Genomic DNA, 19,218 nt, shown 5'->3' with positions numbered 1-19,218 from the left:
CCTTCACGTCACCGCGTTAGCGGCGACGACCCTTCTTGTCATCCTTCACGTGACCACGGAAGGTGCGGGTGGGAGCAAACTCGCCGAGTTTGTGCCCAACCATGCTCTCGGTGACGAACACCGGGATGTGCTTGCGACCGTCGTGAACCGCGATGGTGTGCCCGAGCATGTCGGGGATGATCATCGAACGGCGCGACCAGGTCTTGATTACGTTCTTGCTTGAGGCTTCATTCGCCTTGACAACCTTGCGAAGCAGGTGGTCGTCAACGAAGGGGCCCTTCTTAAGACTTCTTGGCATCGTCTACTCCTACTTACGCTTCTTGCCGACGGTACGGCGACGAACAATGAGCTTGTCGCTTTCCTTGTTCGGGTGGCGGGTGCGCCCTTCCTTCTGGCCCCAGGGGCTGACGGGGTGACGTCCACCGGACGTCTTACCCTCACCACCACCGTGCGGGTGGTCGACCGGGTTCATGGCAACACCACGAACGGTCGGGCGAACGCCTTTCCAGCGCATCCGGCCGGCCTTGCCCCAGTTGATGTTCGACTGCTCGGCGTTGCCGACCTCACCGATCGTGGCGCGGCAGCGAGCGTCGACGTTACGGATTTCTCCGGACGGCAGGCGCAGCTGGGCGTAGATGCCATCCTTCGCGACCAGGCGAACCGACACTCCGGCGGAGCGGGCCAGCTTGGCGCCACCACCCGGACGGATCTCGATGGCGTGAATGATGGTACCGGTGGGGATGTTCTTCAGCGGCAGGTTGTTACCGGGCTTGATGTCAGCACCGGCACCCGACTCGACGATGTCGCCCTGGTTCAGCTTGTTCGGCGCAATGATGTAGCGCTTGGAGCCGTCCATGAAGTGCAGCAGCGCGATGCGCGCCGTGCGGTTGGGGTCGTACTCAATGTGAGCGACCTTGGCGTTGACACCGTCTTTGTCGTTACGACGGAAGTCGATCACGCGGTACTGGCGCTTGTGGCCACCACCGATGTGACGCGTCGTGATGCGACCCTGGTTGTTACGACCACCGGTCTTGGACAGCGGACGAAGCAGCGACTTCTCGGGCGTCGAACGGGTGATCTCTGCGAAGTCCGCAACAGATGAACCGCGACGACCGGGGGTCGTGGGCTTGTACTTACGAATAGCCATTTCTTATTCCTCTAGTCCTGGCCGCTTAGCCGACGGCCGTGAAGATGTCGATGGAACCGGACTTGAGCGTGACGATGGCACGCTTGGTGTCCTTGCGCTTACCCATGCCGAACTTGGTACGGCGAGTCTTGCCGATGCGGTTCATGGTGTTGATCGACGCAACCTCAACCTTGAAGATCTTCTCGATCGCCAGCTTGATTTCGGTCTTGTTCGAACGCGGGTCCACGATGAAGGTGTACTTGCCCTCGTCGATCAGGCCGTAGCTCTTTTCAGAGACGACCGGAGCGATGATGACGTCGCGGGGGTCCTTTTGAATCGGGGTAGCCATTATGCGGACACCTCTTCCTTCTTGGTCTTGTGCGCCACGAACGCGTCAAACGCGCCCTTGGTGAAGACGATGTCGTCAGAGACGAGAACGTCGTAGGCATTCAGCTGGTCCCACGACAGCACGTGCACCGTCGGGAGGTTGCGGATGCTGCGGAGAGTCATCTCGTCGGTGCGCTCGAGAACGACCAGCACGTGCTTGCTGCTGGCGATCTGGGTGAGCAGCGTGATGGCACCCTTGGTGCTGGGCGTCTCGGACGAGAACAGCGCGGTCACCACGTGCAGACGGTCACCACGGGCGCGGTCAGAGAGTGAACCCTTGAGCGCGGCGGCAATCATCTTCTTCGGGGTGCGCTGGTCGTAGCTGCGCGGGGTCGGTCCGTGGACGATGCCACCACCGGTCATCTGAGGGGCGCGGATCGAGCCCTGACGAGCGCGACCGGTTCCCTTCTGCTTGAACGGCTTGCGGCCGGCACCGGAAACTTCTCCGCGGCTCTTTACCTTGTGCGTTCCCTGGCGTGCGGCAGCGAGCTGCGCGACAACAACCTGGTGAATCAGCGGGATGTTGGTCTGGACGTCGAAGATTTCGGCGGGCAGCTCAACGGAGCCGGCCTTCTTGCCGTTGGCATCGATGAGGTCGAGTGCGGTAGCCATAGGACTACGCTCCCTTCACTGCGGTGCGGACGAATACGAGGCGGCCCTTGGCGCCGGGAACGGCACCCTTGACCAGAATGAGGCCCTTGTCGGCGTCGATCGCGTGAACCTTGAGGTTCAGCACGGTCACGCGCTCGCCACCCATGCGACCGGCCATGCGCATGCCCTTGAAGACACGGCTGGGGGTCGAGGAGGCACCGATGGAACCGGGCTTGCGGTGGTTGCGGTGCGAACCGTGCGAAGCGGAAACACCCTTGAAGTTGTGACGCTTCATAACACCGGCGAAGCCCTTGCCCTTGGAAGTGCCCATGACGTCAACCTTGGTGCCGGCGACGAACACACCGTCAACGGTGAGCTCCTGGCCCAGGGTGTAGTCAGCGGCATCCGCGGTGCGGAGCTCGGTAACGTGACGGCGCGGCGTGACGCCGGCCTTCTCGAAGTGTCCTGCGGACGGCTTGTTCACCTTGCGGGGGTCGATGGCGCCAGAGGCAATCTGGACGCCGGCGTAGCCGTCGATGTCCTTCGTGCGGATCTGGGTGACGACGTTCGGCGAGATCTCGATGACGGTAACGGGAACAAGCTTGTTGTTCTCGTCCCACACCTGAGTCATGCCGAGCTTCTTGCCGAGGAGGCCCTTGGTGGTCTTGGTATCTGCGTACGACATCGCGGGCCCTAGAGCTTGATCTCGATGTTGACGTCTGCCGGGAGGTCGAGACGCATGAGCGAGTCGACGGCCTTCGGCGTCGGGTCAATGATGTCGATCAGACGCTTGTGGGTGCGCATTTCAAAGTGCTCCCGGCTGTCCTTGTACTTGTGAGGGGAACGGATGACACACACCACGTTCTTCTCGGTCGGAAGCGGCACGGGGCCGACAACGGTTGCACCCGCACGGGTGACGGTGTCGACGATCTTGCGCGCCGAGATGTCGATGACCTCGTGGTCATACGACTTAAGTCGAATGCGGATTTTCTGTCCCGCCATGTCGAACTCTCTTTCTTGTCAAGGCTTCTTACATCCCGAGGGCTGCATTGGACGCCGTAGTAGCACTGCTGCTATCGCACCACTGTTCATCTGTCAATTTCGATCCGGCCGGGAATCCGACCTTCTCGAGCCAACTCCCCCAGGCCGGGGCCTGGCGGATGACATGGTTTTACCCGGGCATCCAAGGAGTTGATTTAAGCTTCGTTCTGCTACCCGCGGCCTAACTCCGACCCTCAAGGGGCGAGCTATGCACTGCCTGGTAGTGATTCCGGTCTCGCGTGCAGCGCGATCCGAAAGTGTTGAACTAGAAGAGTCTGCCACAGGAATAGGTCATTGTGCAACCCGGGCGTGTCGCGTTGGGCGTGTCGCGCGATCCGCGTCGTTCCGCGGGAGTTCAGCTACGCCCCTCCGCTGCTCGAGCTGCTCGAGACCCCGGAATTCATCCGCTGGTCGAGCCTGTCGAGACCCCTCCAGCAGGCGGCTAAACGGCACCCTCGGGAGTGACCACGGCACGCACCGTGCGCCACAGAATCAGGATGTCGGCCGTGAGCGACCAGTTCTCCACGTAGTACAGGTCCAGGCGAATACTGTCTTCCCAGCTGAGGTTCGACCGGCCGCTGACCTGCCAGAGCCCACTCATGCCCGGCTTCATGATCAGCCGGCGGTGCGCGGCATCGTCGTAGAGGGCCACTTCGGCGGCGCGCTGCGGCCGCGGACCCACCAGGCTCATCTCACCGAAGAGCACGTTGAACAGCTGCGGCAGCTCATCGATGGAGTATTTGCGCAGGATCTGGCCGATCGGGGTGATGCGTGGGTCGTTGGTGACCTTGAAGAGCGGAGTGTCCGAGGTGCCCTGTGCGTCGAGCAGGCTCTCCAGCTGGTCGTCGGCATCCTGCACCATGGAACGGAACTTGTACATGCCGAACGTGGCGCCGTGCCGGCCGATGCGTTCCTGCCGGTAGACGATGTTGCCGGGGCTGGACCGCTTGACCGCGATGGCCACCCAGATGAGGCCAGGCGAGCTGAGCAGAATGAGCAACGCCGCACCGACGATGTCGAAGGTGCGCTTGGTCACCCGTTTCGCGCCCTCGAACTGCGGGTAGCTCACATGGATAAGTGGCATACCGGCCACGGGCCGTGAATGGATGCGCGGTCCGGCAATGTCGGTGAGCGCCGGCGCCACGATCAGCTCCACGCCGCGGGCCTCGAGCTCCCAGCCCACCCGGCGCATGTCCTCGGGGGCGATGTCGTCGGCACCGGTGAGGATCACGGTGTCGGCGTGGGTCTCGTCCACGGCGGTGAGTAGATCCGCGTAGTCCCCCGAGATCGGAACCCCGTTGATCGGTCCCTCGCTGAGGCTACCTTCCCGCGTGAGAGCGCCCACGAGCAGCAGCCCTGAGCCGGGCGTGCGGGCGATGGTGGTCGCCACATGGGCGGACTTCCGCCGCTCGCCCATAAGCAACGCCCGGGATAGATAGAAACCTCTGGCCTGGCGCCTACGCAGCCACTGGCGCCAACGCCACCGCGTGCCGATCAACAGCGCCAGGCCCAGAGGCAGCGCCAAGAGGAAGTAGCCCCGTGCAACTTCGATCTTCAAGAGGTAGGCGATAATCGCGAAGAGGCCGAAGAGGCGGATAGTCGCATCGGCGACCCGCTTGTATTCGAGCGTGCCGCTGCCGATCACCTTGTGGTCCCGAGTGGCAAACACGTCGAGCATTATCATCCAGGCAACGACGAGAACGAGGGAGACGGCCGTGTAGCTGGCGCCGAGGCTAAACGGCTGCGGAGCCGACACCTGCACGGTTTCGAGTCCGAACCAGATGAACTGAGACCCAAACACCGCCGCCAGAACCACCGCGATGTCGGTGCTGAACAGCCGCACCGCAAAGGCCCGTTGCCAGGAACGACGTCTCAGCACCCCAGCCGTACGTGTATCGCCGATTGCCATTGGTTCCCCCATCAGAATGCGCGCCTGACCTAAACAAACGGTAATTTCGGACGCGCCTGTTTTCATCGTTCCACAGTTTGAGCACTCCCAGCCCTTTCTCAGGCCACTTGTGCGTACCCCGTTGTGGGGCCATTGAGGTCAGAAGACCCGTCCGTTCCCGGACCACTCGACTCTGCTCCCCTAAGGTGGACCTGTGAATCCACGAGTCTCTCGGCGCGCTCCGGCACGCACCTCCCGCACAGTCGCGCGTCATGAACGACGGAAGTCCACCACTAGACGCCGCGTCAGAGTCGGTTTGGTAATAGCGGGTATCTTGCTCCTGGGATCCGTCACTTGGTTGGCCACACGCGTGCTCGTCGTGAAGACCGATCTGGAGGCGTCACAAGCCCTGGTCGATCAATTGCAGACCGAAATCACTAGTGGCGACTTCTCGACTCTCACCTCAACCGGCGCAGAGCTCGAGGCCAAGTCAGCAAGTGCGGCCGCTGGCACCCGGGACCTCACGTGGCGTGCCGCCGAGTTCATTCCTCTGGCTGGCGAGAACCTTCGAGCCGTCCGCGCAGTCTCCGAGAGCATCGACGCCATTGTGAGTGACGTTGCCGCTCCTGCAGTCAAGATTGCGTCGTCCTTCGATCTGAGCGAGCGCGACCCCGTTACCGGCGGATTCGACATCACTCCCTTGGAGGACGTTGTCGCGATCGCAGCTACGGCTCAGACCGTCTTCACGGAGAGCCTGGCGAAACTGGAGATTGTCGATGCGTCGGCCACAGTCGGACCGGTCTCCGCGGCGGTATCGAAACTCGACAACTTGCTCACCAACGCGAACGATGCAGTTACAACTGCCGCCCCGCTGCTGCAGCTTGTTGGGCCAGCTCTCGGGGCTGACGGACCGCGAACATATCTGCTGGCCTTCCAAAACAACGCTGAGAGCACCGCACTCGGTGGCAGTGCTGCGTCTTATACGCTCATCAACGTGGACAACGGCGCCATCTCCGTTGCCGCACAGGGCGCCGGCAGCCAGGACCTGGTTGAGGGAACAAAGCTCGACGTTGCAGTTGATCAGAGTGCGATTGATCTGTTCACCGATTACCTGGTCTCGTTCCCGAATACCTCCACCAGCCGGCCAGATTTTCCCACCGCCGCTGAGTTGATGCGCGCGTATTGGATTCGGGATAAGGGCCTGACTGCCGATGGAGTCATTTCAGTTGACCCGCTCGCCCTGGCGAAAGTCCTCACGGCAACTGGACCCATCGCTTTGCCAAGCGGCGATGTTCTGTCGAGCGATAACGCAGTCAACCTCCTCGTGCATGACATCTATTTCCGCTTCGACTCGTATGCAGAACCCGAGAAAGTTGATGCGTTCTTCCAGGAGGCTGCAGCAGCAATTCTCACCAAGGTGATGAGTGGCGAATTCGACATGAAAGCAATGCTGGCCGCGGTCACCCAGAGCGTCGATCAAGGAAGCATCATGGCATGGAGCGCCAACCCGACCGAACAAGCCGCCTTGGACGGCACACGCATCCAGGGTGCGCTTCCCGCAGATAACGCCGAGAGGACCGTGATGGGCATCTACTACCAGGACACGTCCGCGTCAAAGATGGACTACTACCTCCGAACCGCAACGAACACCACCAGTGACATCTGCACCGCCGGCACCACGCCGACATTCACGAGCACGGTCACGGTGCACTCGGATATCACCGCCGAGGAGGCCAAGGCACTGCCCGAATACGTTGCCAGTGGCAATTACGGGCCGGGTATGACAAGTACCAAGGTGTTCGTGTACGGGCCCGTCGGCGCGACGCTCACTGACGCCCACGTTGAAATTGCCGGTGAGGCGACGACGGTAAATGCGCCCGGAAATGACCTAGGGCGACCGGTGGCCTCGTTCACGGCCTACTTGGTGCCTGGAGAGTCCAGCACCGTTACGGCTACCTTCTCAGGCGCAGAAGGTTCATTTGGCCCCCTGGAGGTTCGCGGAACGCCGATGATCAACGCGACGGCCCAGACTGTGGAGCCTGCCTGCGGGTAGTCGCACTGACCGGCCAGGTGGCAGTTGGGCTATATCTAGTGGAGACGTCGAAGTCACCACGAAGACGGATTTCTCCTGGCACGACCATACGAGATCGCCCCTCCAAGAGAGCCATGGATGATCCAACGCGTGGCCACAGAAAATGTGCCGATGCGGACCGGCATCAGTCTCACGTTTGGGGCAACCGATCGGTGGTGACTAAACCCTCACACCGTGCTGCCAGAGCGCGCGCGCAATCACCTTCTGGTCACGCTCGTAGACCACTGAGCGCAGCACCACTGCAATCAAGATGCCGAGCACGGCACCGATCGAATTCGAGATTACGTCGGTAGCAGCGGCGAATCGTGCCGCCAAAAAGGTCGCCTGAGTTAGCTCGATCCCGATGGACAGAGCCGGGCAAATCAGCAGCGCTAACCACCAGACCCGTGCAGGCAGTAACAACGCTGCCAGGAAACCAAGTGGAACGAACATCACAACATTCGCTGAGAACTCCAGCTTGTTGTAGCCAAACCACTCCGGGACGCCATTTCTGTGCACCACATCCAGCACCTTTTCAATGGCGGCGCCATAGCCCTGATCCAGCGGCGTGGGCCACATCGTGGCGAAGAGGATCACTACGACATAGGCAGCCAGAAGAACGCCGCCAATGGAAGTTCGGGCTTTGCTCTTCGGTGGTGCCGCGTTCGTCAATGCAGTTCTCCTAGATGTCGTCCGGTGTCCAGCGGCTGGACTATTGGCGTAGCGAGTCCACGTGGCTTCGGTACCAGTCGACCGTTGAGCGGAGTCCGTCTTCGAGGCCGATCTTTGCGGTCCAGCCCGCCTGGGCGAGTTTGCTCACGTCGAGCAGTTTCTGCGGGGTGCCGTCGGGCTTGTCGGTGTCCCACTCGGTAGTGCCGGTGAAGCCGACGACATGCGCGATGGTCTCGGCGATCTCGCGGATGGTGACGTCGCTGCCGGTGCCGACGTTGACCTGTTCGGGGCCGTCGTAGTGCTCCAGCAGGTGCAGGCAGGCCTCGGCCATGTCGTCCACGTGCAGGAACTCCCGCCGCGGTGTGCCGGTCCCCCAGTTGGTGACACTCGCCGCGCCGGACTGCGCGGCCTCGTCGTACCGGCGGATCAGCGCCGGCAACACGTGCGAGCCCTGGGGCGAGAAGTTGTCGCCGGGTCCGTAGAGGTTGGTGGGCATCGCCGAGATCCACGGCAGGCCGTACTGGCGTCGGATCGCTTGGATCTGAAGGATTCCGGCGATCTTCGCGATCGCGTATGCGTCGTTGGTGGGCTCGAGGTGTCCGGTGAGCAGCGTGTCTTCCCGGATCGGCTGCGGGGCCAGGCGCGGGTAGATGCACGACGAGCCCAGGAACAGCAGGCGTTCGACACCGTATTTAAGGGCGGCGTCGAGCACGTTGACCTGGATGCGGAGGTTGTCGCTGAGGAAATCCACCGGGTAGGTGTTGTTGGCCAGGATCCCGCCGACCTTCGCCGCGGCCAGCACGACGTAACGCGGCGTGGTCTCGGCGAAGAACGCGAACACCGCGTCGCGGTCCTTCAGGTCCAGCTCTGCGGAGCTACGGCCGACGAGGTCGGTGAAGCCTTCCGCTTCCAGGCGTCGCCAGATCGCGGAGCCGACCAGGCCGCGGTGCCCGGCGACGTAGAACCGGGCGTCCCGGTCGAGGGCTGCCGGGGTGAAGTCGACTTGGTCGCGGGTGTCCGTCGCTGCGTCGGTCATGATTACTTGGTTCCCCAGCTGGTGAGCTTGACCTCGTCGATCCACGGCCGACCGGAGCACGCCAGTGCGGCGATGTCAGCGTCGACCATGATGCGGGCCAGCTCGGCGGTGTCGACTTCGGCCTTCCAGCCGAGCTTGTCCTGTGCCTTGGACGCGTCGCCGACGAGAGCGTCGACCTCGGTCGGGCGCAGGTAGCGCTCGTCGAACTTGACGTGGTCTTCCCAGTTCAGACCAGCGTGACTGAAGGAGGTCTCCACGAAGTCGCGCACGGTGAAATTGCCACCGGTGGCGAGAACGAAGTCGTCGGGTTCGTCGACCTGCAGCATCCGCCACATGCCTTCGACGTATTCGGCGGCGTAGCCCCAGTCGCGGATCGAGTCCAGGTTGCCCAAGTACACGTGGTCCTGGGTGCCGGCCTTGATCGCGGCGACGGCGCGGGTGATCTTGCGGGTCACGAACGTTTCGCCGCGGCGCGGGGACTCGTGGTTGAACAGGATCCCGTTCACGGCGAACATGTCGTACGCCTCACGGTAGTTCTTGGTCACCCAGTAGGAATAGACCTTCGCGGCACCATACGGGGAGCGCGGGTAGAACGGGGTGTCCTCGTTCTGCGGCGGCGGGGTCGCGCCGAACATCTCTGAGCTAGACGCCTGGTAGAACCGCGGGTGAATGCCCGCCATCCGCACGGCCTCCAGCAGCCGAATGGTTCCCATCCCGGTGGTGTCACCGGTGTGCTCGGGCTCGTCGAAGGATACGCGCACGTGCGACTGCGCCGCGAGGTTGTAGACCTCGTCAGGCTGAATCTCAGCCAAGAGCGTCACCAGGCGGGAACCATCAGAGAGGTCACCGTAGTGCAGGAACAGCTTCGCCGACGGGTCGTGCGGGTCCACGTACAGGTGATCGATCCGGGAAGTGTTGAACGTCGATGCGCGACGGATCAGACCGTGTACCTCGTAGCCCTTCGCGAGCAGAAGCTCCGCGAGATAGGAACCATCCTGGCCGGTAATACCGGTAATGAACGCACGTTTCGCCACGAAATCTCCCCTAAATCAGAACAATAAAACACGCCCGGGATATGCCCGAGCGCGTTCCTAAGCTGTGTCTGAAACCAGCATAGCGAGCCGCCCACCCCCGGCACCTCGGAAGAAGCACATGGTCAGGACAATCGTTAGGCAGGCCCGAGTTATTTTCGCGAATATGCTTAGCGAAGTAGTACACGGGGGCTTTCCACGACGCACCAGGCCGGAACCGAACCTAGGTCGCTTAGGACAGGTCGGCGGGAATCTCCTCCAGCGAAACTAGAGGAACTCATGACCACCGGCACTCTCACAATCTCCACTGTTCTCTTCGGCGGCGCCGAAACACTGGCCAGGACCATCCCCACCTGGATTCAGTCGCTAAACGGCACTGAGATTGCCTGCAGGTTCATCGACAATTCTCCTAGCGATGACGTAGAAAACCTCATCCGGTCCATGGACTGGGGATCCGTGTCGTTTTCGCTCGAACGTCACCCAGGAAATCCGGGATTTGCGAGCTCGGCCAATTCAGCTGTCGGCGGCGCGGATACGCCGTGGGTCTTTCTGCTCAATCCCGATGTTTATCTCACGCCAGCCAAGCTTCGGGAACTCATTGGCTATGTCGAAGCTTCCGATGCCGCCGGCGACAACTCCCCCATTGCCGTGTCGTTGCTCACAGACGGCTCGCACACCTGCGGGATCAGCATGGACCGCCTCGGCTACTTTTCCGATCGACCTGTTGCTTCCGGTCGTCCATGTCTGGGCCCCAGCGGTGGAGCAGCGGTATTCCATCGAAGTACCTTCGTGAAGTTCGGCGGCTTTGACGCTGATCTGTTTGCATGGGGCGAAGATGCAGGGCTCGCGGTACGCATGTACGCAAGCGGGATCAGAACCAACCTCCTGCCATTGGAACTGGAACATGAGGGTGGGCACAGTGTCGGATCATTGTCCGGCCAGCGATTTAAGGCAAGTTTGCTTTCGAGGAATCGACTCTGGGTGATTAAACGCGACTTTTCACGAGCGTTCGGCGCAACGATTGGAATTGCACAACTCGCCATGATCCTGGCGAACGGCATCCGTAAGATCACCCTCGGAACCGGCAAGGAGCACTTCCAAGGCGTCGCACGAGGCCTCCTTCAGAGCAGCCAACCCACCCGACTCTCCTCACGAATGACTCTGGGACAGTTCACCAGCTATCACCGAAGTGGCCGCGTGCTCTGAAAAGTCTCTCTGAGGCCGTGCAGCCCAAGCCGAGAAGGCGCCGCGCAAGGCGAGCGCCTGTCGTTGGCCACCCTGTGAGTGGAGCCTGGCTCGATTGGTCTAAGTGACCATTGACCGTACTTCATCGACTTCGGGTTCCGTACGGAACAAAGACTGAGGTTTCAAATATGGCTTCTCTAGGAAATGAGAACTCAACCAGGAAGCCAAAGCGGGCAACGCTGGGTCAGCGACGCAGGCTGCCGTCGACAGGGCGCCAGCCCAACAGCACTAAGTCGCGATATGCGAATCGGGTGCTGAGTTTCCGGGTATTGAACGTGGGTCTCACTTGAGCCGCAGCTCTCACCGACAGGGCCGGGCGAACTCCGTGAAACACTAAGAAACGAGGTCCCGCGCCGGCGGTGTGCTCAGGGACGCCCGGCGGAACGCAGTCGACTTGAGGCCGACCAAGGACGCGAGGCACACCGTTAGTGCGATTTCAACGACCGACGCCAGGACAGCGACGGAAACCGACGTGCCCGCCGTCATGCAGACCGCAAAGCTCAGCACGACTGCAGTGATCGCCAGCGCTGTGGTGGCAATTGTTCGTTCCTTGAGGATGTTCACTGCCATTGTCAGGGAGATCAAGAAATGATTGGCGAACTTGAAGGGGAGGCTCAGAATCAGAATGAGGAGCACGACCTCGGTTCCCGCCGGAAAGACGATGAGAATGGCCAAGACGTCTCTCAGAAGCCAAATAGCCAGTCCGACAAGAGCTCCTAAGGCGGCGAACATCCCGACGCGTCGCCGGCTCCTGCCGAGGCTGGTGGCTATCCGAGGCAAGAGCTGCTGGGCAAAGGTGCTGGGTACGAATTCGGCGGCCTGAGCGATCCGATATGCGACCGCAAGTGGTGCCGCAACGGCCGGCGCCAGCACGATGCTCGCGATCATGACCGGGCTCTGCGAGTAGAGGGAACTGATGGAGCCGGACACTCCGTAGAGCAGCACGCTCCGGAAAGGGACCGCGACCGCGGCAGAGGCTCTGTCGAAGTGCCGGGCGACTGCCCACCAGCTGTATCCGAGCGCCAACAGTGACGGGATCCATGCTAACCAGAGCCAGATGGCGTCACCGGTGAAGATCGCGGCCAACATGACTGCCGTTCGAACGCCCGCAACTACGAACTCGGGAACTGCAAATGACATGGGCTCGCCACGGATTAGGAACACACTGCGGACGATTCGCGAGAGGCCATCGGCAAGCTGAACTGCGGACAGGGCGACGAGAACGGCCAACAATTGAGGTTCGTGCACTCCAACGAAAACGATCGCGCACGCTACGCCAGCAACCAGGCCGGCTCCAACGGTAAAGGTTTGGATGAGCAGGACTCGAAACACGGCGCGGGCGTTGGAGGCCAGGCTGCCATTTACCAGGAGATATGCGATCGCACCCGAATCTGACAGCTGCACAAAAGAGCTAATCAGCAGGTAGGCGACGAGCATCACGTTCGCGCTCTCACCGAGGTAGACGTAGCTGATCGCGGAAATCAGAAGGAGCTGCGAGACCTTGGATGCGGCGGTCGAGATGGCCGGCATGAGATGGCGTGCACGCCTAATCATCGGTGCGTTCCTTGCCGCGCGGCGTTGTTCGTCGACGAGGCACATAGCGACTCATCCTCGCATCGAGAGTCTGAATTGCCAGGCTCGCCGTCGGCCGACGAAGGACGGCAGCGCCAAGGATGAGAGCAGCCAGTACAGCGGCCCAAAAGACGAACGGGACGTCAAACAAGGTGACATCGACGAAGAGCTGGTAAGTGATCGCGATGAAACTGCAGCCGATTGCCCCGCCCACCCGCGTCCAGCCGAGCATGTAGAGGCCCGCGAAGACGGGAATGACTAAGCCCCACCAACCGAGGTTTCCGAAGTAGTCGATCACAAGACCAGGGTTTGGTCCGAACCCTGCCCATTGGTCGAAGCGGGTGCCATGAAGCCACACGCCCGGAGAGTAGTCGTAGGCGAGCCCAAAAGGCTTCAGGAACATAGGCGCGAGTGCACCGACGCCGGCGAACGGATACTCCCCAGGTGCCTTACCGATAGCCACGAGATACTCAAGACTGTCCGTATTCGCGACAAAGCGGTACAGCGCCTGCTGCGCCAGTTCCATGAGGCCGGTGGACGGAAAGAAGAAGATGTAGCGAACCCCGATGACGATACCGCCTACACCGGCCAACACCAGCCACAGCCGCATTTCGCGCAGTGGCTTCTTGAAGAAGGAAATCGCACCGAAGAAGATGAGAATGACGGGCAGGATTGCGACCTTCGATCCCGTGCCCAGGTACCCCACGACCACAAGTACAAGAACGGCGTAGTCGAGGACTCGGAACCGGTATCCCTTGCGAATCCAAACCGAGACACATGCCGCAATGGCGGGGAACACCGCAAGTCCGAGGAAGAAAAGCACCCGGTTGTCTTGCCCGGCTTCAAGCCGAACAGTCAGATCCAGCTCCCCCGCAATGTACGGGTAGAAAATCAGACGACAAGCCCAGTAAACGAGAAGAAACCATTTGGCGGAAAGCACCCACCATTTCTCGACTCCGGCCAGCTGCGATCGCCAGATCTGATCCTTTTCAAGGAGCGCGTCGGAGACCCGCGCAACTCCCTCAGATCGTCCCCGAACAAACAGCGCGAAGGTGCGCGCCTGTTTCTGCACCCGCGGCGTGAGCGTGCCGACGAAGAGCAACCAGAAGAAGACGCAGAAGATTGCGATGTCCGAGAGGATCCCGAAGGCCATGACCGCATGCACAACGTACTGGGAGATAAACCCCAGCGCGATGAATTTGAAGTCCAAGAGACGCGCCCTCATCAGGAGCGTCCCGCCCGCCATCAGGAGTGCGAAGCTGGCCCAGTAATACGGGCTAAGGAAGATGTCTTCAAGCATCGACGCCACGCCCCCGAAGGATCCGGCGCCGAGTCACGTTTGCGATGCCCGCGAGATAGAGAACGTAGGAGAGACCGGCGAAGACGTGCTTGCTCCGAAGGGAGTGCATCCCTCGGTACAGTTCGTACTCGTTGGACGTCCTGCTGATTCCGTCAGCTCCACACTGCGAGATCAGAATCGAGGTATTAAGAACTGCAATAGCCTTTTGCTGAAGCAACACGTTCAGTTCGTAGTCGGCGATCACGGGAACCGAAAGGTCATAGCGAAAGCTGTCAAAAATCGAACGCGCGTAGAGAGCCCCCTGGTGGTGCACGCTGTTGATCACAAGCGTGATCCGCCCAATTCTGGAGGCGAACTCGTCTTCATTACCAGTACGGACGTTTCCGAGGACCAAAGCCGGCTCGGAAGATGCGGACTCGATTGCTGCCTGAAGACGTTCCAGAACGGTCTCGTCGGCGAACCGATCGTCAGAGCCTATGAAGATGACGTACCGGCCACGGGCACGGTCGAGAGCAGTGTTAAAAGCGTCATAGATGCCCGAGTCCTGTGCAGATGCGAAGCTCAACGACGGGACATCGCACGAGTTCAAGAACGTCGCAGTGTCATCCTTGGAGAGGCCGTCCTGCACGATCCACTCGAAGTCCTGGCACGACTGCTCCCGCAACGACTCAACCAAAACTGGCAGGTCTTTCATGGAGTTGTACGTTGCGGTGATGACGCTGAAGAACGGTGGCTTCTCACTCATCGGGATACCTCCGCCGCTGACGGCTTCGCCGCAGCGCGGGCTTGTCTTGCACGCATGACAGCGGAGATCGCCAATTCCGATCCAAGCCGGGTGAGAATTGCAGCACCCACACCGACCTTGCCGACCCGTGACTTGTTTAGGTTCTTGACGTAATAGGTGTACATGGCCCGGTGAAATTCGATATTGGATTTCTTACCCCTGGGACGTCCGCTGGACACGCCCTTCGTGTGCACGGACGGTGCCCCTTCCGCCATCAAGACCTGCCAGCCCTCGGACCGGGCATCTGCACACAACTGCAGATCTTCGCCGTACATCCAGTAGTCCTGGTCGAAGATTCCCTTGTCAGCGGTGCGGAAACCAGGGTTTACCAGCATCAGCGCTCCGGTCGTGGCCTCGACCGCCGTCACCCGATCGCCAACTGGATAGAGCACCGGCGACGCCTCCTGGCTGGGAGCCTGCCTCCTGTTGTATCGGAGTGCGGGGGGAGTCAGCCGGCCGAGAACGGCGTAAACGGCAGCCTTGCCGAGGGTCGGAAGCACGCGGCGACTGGCCGTGTCAGGCTCGCCGGTTTCAATGACGAGCGGTGCCGTGACTATGCCGATTCGGTCCGCTCCCCCGAGGACGCTGAGCATGCGCTCGAGGGCGCCAGGCTCGAGCTCAACATCGGGGTTCAGGCAAAGTGTGGGCAGGGTGAGATTGCGGATCTCGGTTCCACCCCTGGCGTATCCGCCCGCGAACCCCGTGTTGGCGTTGGCGACGACGGTTATGTCGAGTGAGGAGGCCGCCGCTAGGGCGCGCGTCTGCTCTAACGTGTCGTCGGTGCTTGCATTGTCGACAAGGACCACCTGGGCAACGAAGTCGTGTTGGGCTTCCAGCCCGCTCAGGAATCCTGCCAAGGTCGAGACGTTGTTGTAGAGGACGGTGACGACATTTGCACTACTCATTTGAAACCCTCATTCGAGTCCAGGTTGAATGGTCGCCATTTTTCCGATGGGAGTGCGCCATTTCGATTCGCGCCCGAGTCATTCAGTCACGACCGAGGTCACTGCGCCGGTCACGTAGACCGGGCTGCCGGTGAGTTGAAGAGACACGATTCCAGCAGTGGGCTTCATCGTCTGGACGTGCCCGAGCACGTCAGTTACAGTTACAGACTTTTCAGCGGAGATTTGCACGCTTGCTTCGACATCGGTTGTCCACATGACTCGGGTGGCTTCCTTCTCGGTCCCGAAAACGTAAGAGTACGAGCCGTCGGCGACCGCGTCCTTGGCGTTGAATTCTTGACTGCCGAGTTTGTTGGCCAACACGGCCTGCGCCACGGCGGCGGGTTTTGGAGCGTTGGAATTGGGGAGGAACGTGCTGGGCGCGTCGAACAAACCGAAATTGGTCTCGATCGTCCCCGGGCTGAGGTCGAGGCTGGCAGCTTCGAACCAGTAGACGCGGCTGACTCCGTTGCCGAGCGCAAGGGCCATGGTGCGCACCATGTATTGGGCTTGCTGATCCTTGGTGACCCAATTGGGAACCGACGCCCAGCCCATTTCCGTGAGCCAGACCGGCTTAGCAACGCCACCGTTCGAGTCTTTAATCATTTGGTTCAACTGCTCGAATTGCGGAATCAGCTTTTCCGGCGCGTCCGGCTGGGTGTACGGGTGAGCACTGACGACGTCGGTGTACTCCAGGCCGCCGATTTCGAAGAACTCCTGCAACCAGTCAATTTTGATGCCCATGCCTGCGTTGCCCGGACTGGCGATTACTGCATCGGGATTCGCCGCTTTCACCGCGTTAACGGTCGGTACCAGCATCTCCATGTAACATTCCGGCGTTCGCCCACACCGACCGTTGTTGAAGGTGTGGTCGAACTCGTTATAGACCTCAATGTCTGTGCCCACCGCCGCATAATGCGAGACGACATCGCGACTGAACTTGGCGTAGGCGTCCAGCCCCTCGGGCGTATTGGGAGTCAGAGTCTTGTCATAATTCGGGTTGTAATACGCGGGCACCAAGAGGGGATCGATCCCGGCGTCCTTAAAAGCTGCGAGGGTGTCCTCCACGTGCTTCGGATAGACGTACTGTCCAGGAACGCTCTCAACGAGGTCCCACGGGATCTCCACCCGAACGTGCCGGATACCGGCGCTGGCGAGGGTGTCCACCATGTTGTCGATTCGTGATTGCCCGCCGAGGTAGTGGATGAAGGCGCCAAACGGAGAGGTCGCGTCTTCGGCGGCGGTCGTCTCTGCGGGTTTCTCCACGACCGCCACGGTCGTGGTCCGCGGGATGACCTTGTCAGCGAGCGTCGCTTGAAAATCGACCGTATACAAGCCGGTCGGCAGCTCCGACAGGTCAGCGTCCGCTGAGAAATCTGAGAGAAGTGAACTCCCCTTCGCCACGACTGGGCCATCCCCTTCCCGTGCAGCCCACTGTACCCAGCCTTCAGCATTGCGCCTCGTGGCAACCTCGAGGTGGGCATCTCCGACAGTGAGAAGGAGGGATGGGCTAACGACGGTGAGCTCTGCGGAGTTCAACTCAAATTCCGAATTCGATATCGGGATGTTGCTGCCGTCCTGCGCCGTGAGCGTCAGCCCATCTATCCAGGTGCCCTCAGTGGCACCGTCTACCGAGAACCCCAGATCGAGGTCGGGCTGACCGGCTACTGTCGTGTACTCCTGGGAAACGTAGGTCCAGTCGTATGTTCCAGCGGGAACGGGTAACACCGTGGAGACGCGGTCCGGGCTGAGAGCCAACACCACTGCATTCTCGGCCGCATTCGTTGCCTTCGCCCAAAAACCAACCGTCACCGTTTGGATGGCGCCGATGGCGACATCTTGCGACAGACGAGTGGGAGCCGTATCTGGATCCGCAATCGCGCTGACCACGACCAACGAATAAGCGCCTCCCTTTGCGTCATCGTTGGCCAGAAACTGGACCAGGTCGGATTCTGACGTATGGTCCCACTCCTCGAACTCATCGGAGGCTACCGCTGACGTGCTGAGCGCCATTGGGGCTGAGGGTGCGGGAATCTTGAAACGGGCGGGCAGCTCCGTCAAGGTCTTAGTCTCCACCGAAACCTGCGCCCAAGGCTGAACGGTCAGTACCGCCGCGAAGCCCACCGCGAGGATTCCGCCTAGTCCGACGATCCACCAGGTCCGTTTCTTCAGCGCGGTCATTCTTCGGCGTCCTCGATTGCGAGGCTGCTGGCTGGTCATTGGTAACTGCTCCGTAAGGTGCCTAGTGTCGGTGGCGCTCGCGAGAGCAAGCACCAGCTGATCGCTCCCCCATGTGAGCACTCTGCATTCTTACACTAGGCCACGCACATCTAGGGCACCGCGCGCCAATCACTGCCTGGCACCCGCTTGGGGGCGGTGCGTCGGATTGCTAACCCCGGTCGCCGGAGGTCGACGGCGGCGCAAGCGAGCGATGAGGAAGGCCGCCAAGGCGGCGCCCAGCAGCACAACCGCTGCCGAGATGCAGGGAACGATGTTGGCCCACCCTCGGCGAGACCATTGTGGTTCTCGGGGGAGGGGGAGGGCGAAGGGGTTGCCGTGGGGACAGTGTTCGTGCGTGCGGGGGTCGGGGGTTGCGTCAACTTAATTCCGACGGTCGCGGTCAACTTGCCGAGCGCCGCGGTGATGAGGCGTGGAGAAGGCTCCGAAAATATCGCCTTCGCACCCGAAATAATGTCGTCCGGGCGGTCGCTACTGAAGTCAGCCTGCCCGCTCAGGTCCCGGTGTCATTGCATCAGCATCAGTCCCCTTCACGAGCAGTGAAACTGGCTCCCCAAGCTCAGCCGTTTTCTGACTGGACCTTAAGACGATTTCGGACGGAGGACCGGCCGCCACGGTGACCCCAACGGTGGTGCTCACCTCACCGATCCAGACAGTGATGGTGTGGTTCCCGACGTGGGTGAATGTGATCGTCGTTGCCAACGACGACGCCCGGCAGTGCCGACCCCGTGCCCAACGTGTAAATCGCGACCTGGCCGGTCTGGAGCCCGCCGGTGGCGCCCCCCGCTGCCACGTCGAAGGTGATCGGTGTGCCAACCACGGCCGTGAAGCTGATACCGCCTGGCGATTGCGGGGCGACCACCACAGAGGAGGGAACGCCGGCGTTTACGAGTAGGGCTCAATGGACGAAATTGCGCTCGGCTGTGTCCCGTTTGCCGCAGAAACAGTGACGGTCGACTCGCCAGCCGCTGTGGGGGTTCCGGCTAGCACTCCCGTCGAGGCGAGCGTAAGTCCCCCTGGGAGTGCGCCGGCCGTCACGCTGAAGGTGGGAGCAGGGTTGCCCGATGCCGCAAACGTGTAGCACGTATGGCACTCAGGCGATTGCCGATGGCGGTGTTTCAGCGGTCCATAGCGGGGCACCCGACACAATGACGGTGTGCGAGGCACCCATGGCGGCCGGGAAGATACCGTTGTCGGCCACGACGGTAAAGGCTGTGTCCCCCGCATCTGTGGGCGTGCCTTTGAGCAGGCCGCCAGGGCTCAGTGTGAGGCCAGCGGGCAACGTTCCGACAGCG

19 protein-coding genes are annotated in these 19,218 nt (G+C 61.2%); 2 read left to right on the top strand and 17 right to left on the bottom strand.

The window, feature by feature from the left end; all coding sequences use genetic code 11:
- Positions 1-16: 16 nt before the first annotated feature.
- From rpsS to E3O60_RS07510, 7 genes are all read right to left on the bottom strand, one after another.
- Complete coding sequence (gene rpsS, locus E3O60_RS07540) at positions 17-298, bottom strand: 30S ribosomal protein S19 (RefSeq protein ID WP_066597628.1); 282 nt, start codon at positions 296-298, stop codon at positions 17-19.
- A 9-nt stretch (positions 299-307) separates the two neighbouring features.
- On the bottom strand, positions 308-1,147 hold the full coding sequence (gene rplB / locus E3O60_RS07535; RefSeq protein ID WP_066597631.1) for a 50S ribosomal protein L2: 840 nt from the start codon (positions 1,145-1,147) through the stop codon (positions 308-310).
- A gap of 25 nt (positions 1,148-1,172) precedes the next feature.
- Complete coding sequence (rplW, locus tag E3O60_RS07530) at positions 1,173-1,475, bottom strand: 50S ribosomal protein L23 (protein WP_088457176.1); 303 nt, start codon at positions 1,473-1,475, stop codon at positions 1,173-1,175.
- Positions 1,475-2,125 (bottom strand): 50S ribosomal protein L4, encoded by a 651-nt coding sequence (gene rplD / locus E3O60_RS07525; RefSeq protein WP_088457177.1) that lies wholly within the window; start codon positions 2,123-2,125, stop codon positions 1,475-1,477. Before rplD ends, rplW begins: the two co-directional genes overlap by 1 nt.
- 4 nt (positions 2,126-2,129) lie before the next feature.
- Positions 2,130-2,789: a 50S ribosomal protein L3 gene (gene rplC / locus E3O60_RS07520; RefSeq protein ID WP_088457178.1), complete on the bottom strand. Its 660-nt coding sequence runs from the start codon at positions 2,787-2,789 to the stop codon at positions 2,130-2,132.
- 8 nt (positions 2,790-2,797) lie between these two features.
- A complete protein-coding gene (gene rpsJ / locus E3O60_RS07515; protein ID WP_035834607.1) occupies positions 2,798-3,106 on the bottom strand; it encodes a 30S ribosomal protein S10 in 309 nt (102 codons plus the stop codon).
- Positions 3,107-3,587: 481 nt separating this feature from the next.
- Positions 3,588-5,024, bottom strand: coding sequence for a sugar transferase (locus tag E3O60_RS07510; RefSeq protein ID WP_241993225.1), 1,437 nt, complete (start codon positions 5,022-5,024; stop codon positions 3,588-3,590).
- Between the two features lie 388 nt (positions 5,025-5,412).
- Between E3O60_RS07510 and E3O60_RS07505 the strand changes: the two genes are divergently transcribed.
- Complete coding sequence (locus tag E3O60_RS07505; RefSeq protein ID WP_206750852.1) at positions 5,413-7,086, top strand: DUF4012 domain-containing protein; 1,674 nt, start codon at positions 5,413-5,415, stop codon at positions 7,084-7,086.
- Between the two features lie 198 nt (positions 7,087-7,284).
- Here the strand turns inward: E3O60_RS07505 and E3O60_RS07500 are convergent, their stop codons facing one another.
- The 3 genes from E3O60_RS07500 to gmd are packed head-to-tail and all read right to left on the bottom strand — an operon-like array spanning position 7,285 to position 9,846.
- Positions 7,285-7,776: a VanZ family protein gene (locus E3O60_RS07500; protein WP_134497687.1), complete on the bottom strand. Its 492-nt coding sequence runs from the start codon at positions 7,774-7,776 to the stop codon at positions 7,285-7,287.
- A 40-nt stretch (positions 7,777-7,816) separates the two neighbouring features.
- Complete coding sequence (locus E3O60_RS07495; protein ID WP_134497685.1) at positions 7,817-8,812, bottom strand: GDP-L-fucose synthase; 996 nt, start codon at positions 8,810-8,812, stop codon at positions 7,817-7,819.
- Positions 8,813-8,814: 2 nt separating this feature from the next.
- Positions 8,815-9,846: a GDP-mannose 4,6-dehydratase gene (gmd, locus tag E3O60_RS07490; protein ID WP_134497683.1), complete on the bottom strand. Its 1,032-nt coding sequence runs from the start codon at positions 9,844-9,846 to the stop codon at positions 8,815-8,817.
- A gap of 276 nt (positions 9,847-10,122) precedes the next feature.
- Between gmd and E3O60_RS07485 the strand changes: the two genes are divergently transcribed.
- Positions 10,123-11,049 carry a glycosyltransferase family 2 protein gene (locus E3O60_RS07485; RefSeq protein WP_134497681.1) on the top strand — a complete coding sequence of 309 codons (927 nt, stop codon included), beginning with the start codon at positions 10,123-10,125 and terminating at the stop codon, positions 11,047-11,049.
- A 372-nt stretch (positions 11,050-11,421) separates the two neighbouring features.
- On the opposite strand, the gene E3O60_RS07480 is transcribed toward E3O60_RS07485, so the two are convergent.
- From E3O60_RS07480 to E3O60_RS19095, 7 genes are all read right to left on the bottom strand, one after another.
- On the bottom strand, positions 11,422-12,687 hold the full coding sequence (locus E3O60_RS07480) for a hypothetical protein (protein WP_166788971.1): 1,266 nt from the start codon (positions 12,685-12,687) through the stop codon (positions 11,422-11,424).
- Positions 12,635-13,960 (bottom strand): hypothetical protein, encoded by a 1,326-nt coding sequence (locus tag E3O60_RS07475; RefSeq protein WP_134497677.1) that lies wholly within the window; start codon positions 13,958-13,960, stop codon positions 12,635-12,637. The genes E3O60_RS07480 and E3O60_RS07475 overlap by 53 nt, the downstream gene beginning before the upstream one ends.
- Positions 13,953-14,705, bottom strand: coding sequence for a glycosyltransferase (locus E3O60_RS07470; RefSeq protein WP_134497675.1), 753 nt, complete (start codon positions 14,703-14,705; stop codon positions 13,953-13,955). The genes E3O60_RS07475 and E3O60_RS07470 overlap by 8 nt, the downstream gene beginning before the upstream one ends.
- Positions 14,702-15,649 (bottom strand): glycosyltransferase, encoded by a 948-nt coding sequence (locus E3O60_RS07465; protein WP_134497673.1) that lies wholly within the window; start codon positions 15,647-15,649, stop codon positions 14,702-14,704. Before E3O60_RS07465 ends, E3O60_RS07470 begins: the two co-directional genes overlap by 4 nt.
- A 78-nt stretch (positions 15,650-15,727) precedes the next feature.
- Positions 15,728-17,866 carry a glycosyl hydrolase gene (locus tag E3O60_RS07460; protein WP_166788970.1) on the bottom strand — a complete coding sequence of 713 codons (2,139 nt, stop codon included), beginning with the start codon at positions 17,864-17,866 and terminating at the stop codon, positions 15,728-15,730.
- A gap of 942 nt (positions 17,867-18,808) precedes the next feature.
- Entirely contained in the window at positions 18,809-19,063 is a 255-nt protein-coding gene (locus tag E3O60_RS07455) for an Ig domain-containing protein (protein ID WP_370448636.1), read from the bottom strand.
- A complete protein-coding gene (locus E3O60_RS19095) occupies positions 19,017-19,205 on the bottom strand; it encodes a hypothetical protein (RefSeq protein WP_134497667.1) in 189 nt (62 codons plus the stop codon). The genes E3O60_RS07455 and E3O60_RS19095 overlap by 47 nt, the downstream gene beginning before the upstream one ends.
- Positions 19,206-19,218: the final 13 nt, after the last annotated feature.

It is taken from the genome of Cryobacterium sp. TMB1-7 (assembly GCF_004402435.1).
Classification (GTDB): domain Bacteria; phylum Actinomycetota; class Actinomycetes; order Actinomycetales; family Microbacteriaceae; genus Cryobacterium; species Cryobacterium zongtaii.
The sequence above is the reverse complement of the archived record's forward strand: the minus strand, read 5'-3'. Positions and strand labels throughout refer to the sequence as shown.

Bases quoted from the DNA above. Each gene is read 5' to 3' on its own strand.
- rpsS (WP_066597628.1), bottom strand. From the start codon at position 298: ATGCCAAGAAGTCTTAAGAAGGGCCCCTTCGTTGACGACCACCTGCTT.
- rplB (WP_066597631.1), bottom strand. From the start codon at position 1,147: ATGGCTATTCGTAAGTACAAGCCCACGACCCCCGGTCGTCGCGGTTCA.
- rplW (WP_088457176.1), bottom strand. From the start codon at position 1,475: ATGGCTACCCCGATTCAAAAGGACCCCCGCGACGTCATCATCGCTCCG.
- rplD (WP_088457177.1), bottom strand. From the start codon at position 2,125: ATGGCTACCGCACTCGACCTCATCGATGCCAACGGCAAGAAGGCCGGC.
- rplC (WP_088457178.1), bottom strand. From the start codon at position 2,789: ATGTCGTACGCAGATACCAAGACCACCAAGGGCCTCCTCGGCAAGAAG.
- rpsJ (WP_035834607.1), bottom strand. From the start codon at position 3,106: ATGGCGGGACAGAAAATCCGCATTCGACTTAAGTCGTATGACCACGAG.
- E3O60_RS07495 (WP_134497685.1), bottom strand. From the start codon at position 8,812: ATGACCGACGCAGCGACGGACACCCGCGACCAAGTCGACTTCACCCCG.
- E3O60_RS07485 (WP_134497681.1), top strand. From the start codon at position 10,123: ATGACCACCGGCACTCTCACAATCTCCACTGTTCTCTTCGGCGGCGCC.
- E3O60_RS07480 (WP_166788971.1), bottom strand. From the start codon at position 12,687: ATGTGCCTCGTCGACGAACAACGCCGCGCGGCAAGGAACGCACCGATG.
- E3O60_RS07475 (WP_134497677.1), bottom strand. From the start codon at position 13,960: ATGCTTGAAGACATCTTCCTTAGCCCGTATTACTGGGCCAGCTTCGCA.
- E3O60_RS07470 (WP_134497675.1), bottom strand. From the start codon at position 14,705: ATGAGTGAGAAGCCACCGTTCTTCAGCGTCATCACCGCAACGTACAAC.
- E3O60_RS07465 (WP_134497673.1), bottom strand. From the start codon at position 15,649: ATGAGTAGTGCAAATGTCGTCACCGTCCTCTACAACAACGTCTCGACC.
- E3O60_RS07460 (WP_166788970.1), bottom strand. From the start codon at position 17,866: ATGACCGCGCTGAAGAAACGGACCTGGTGGATCGTCGGACTAGGCGGA.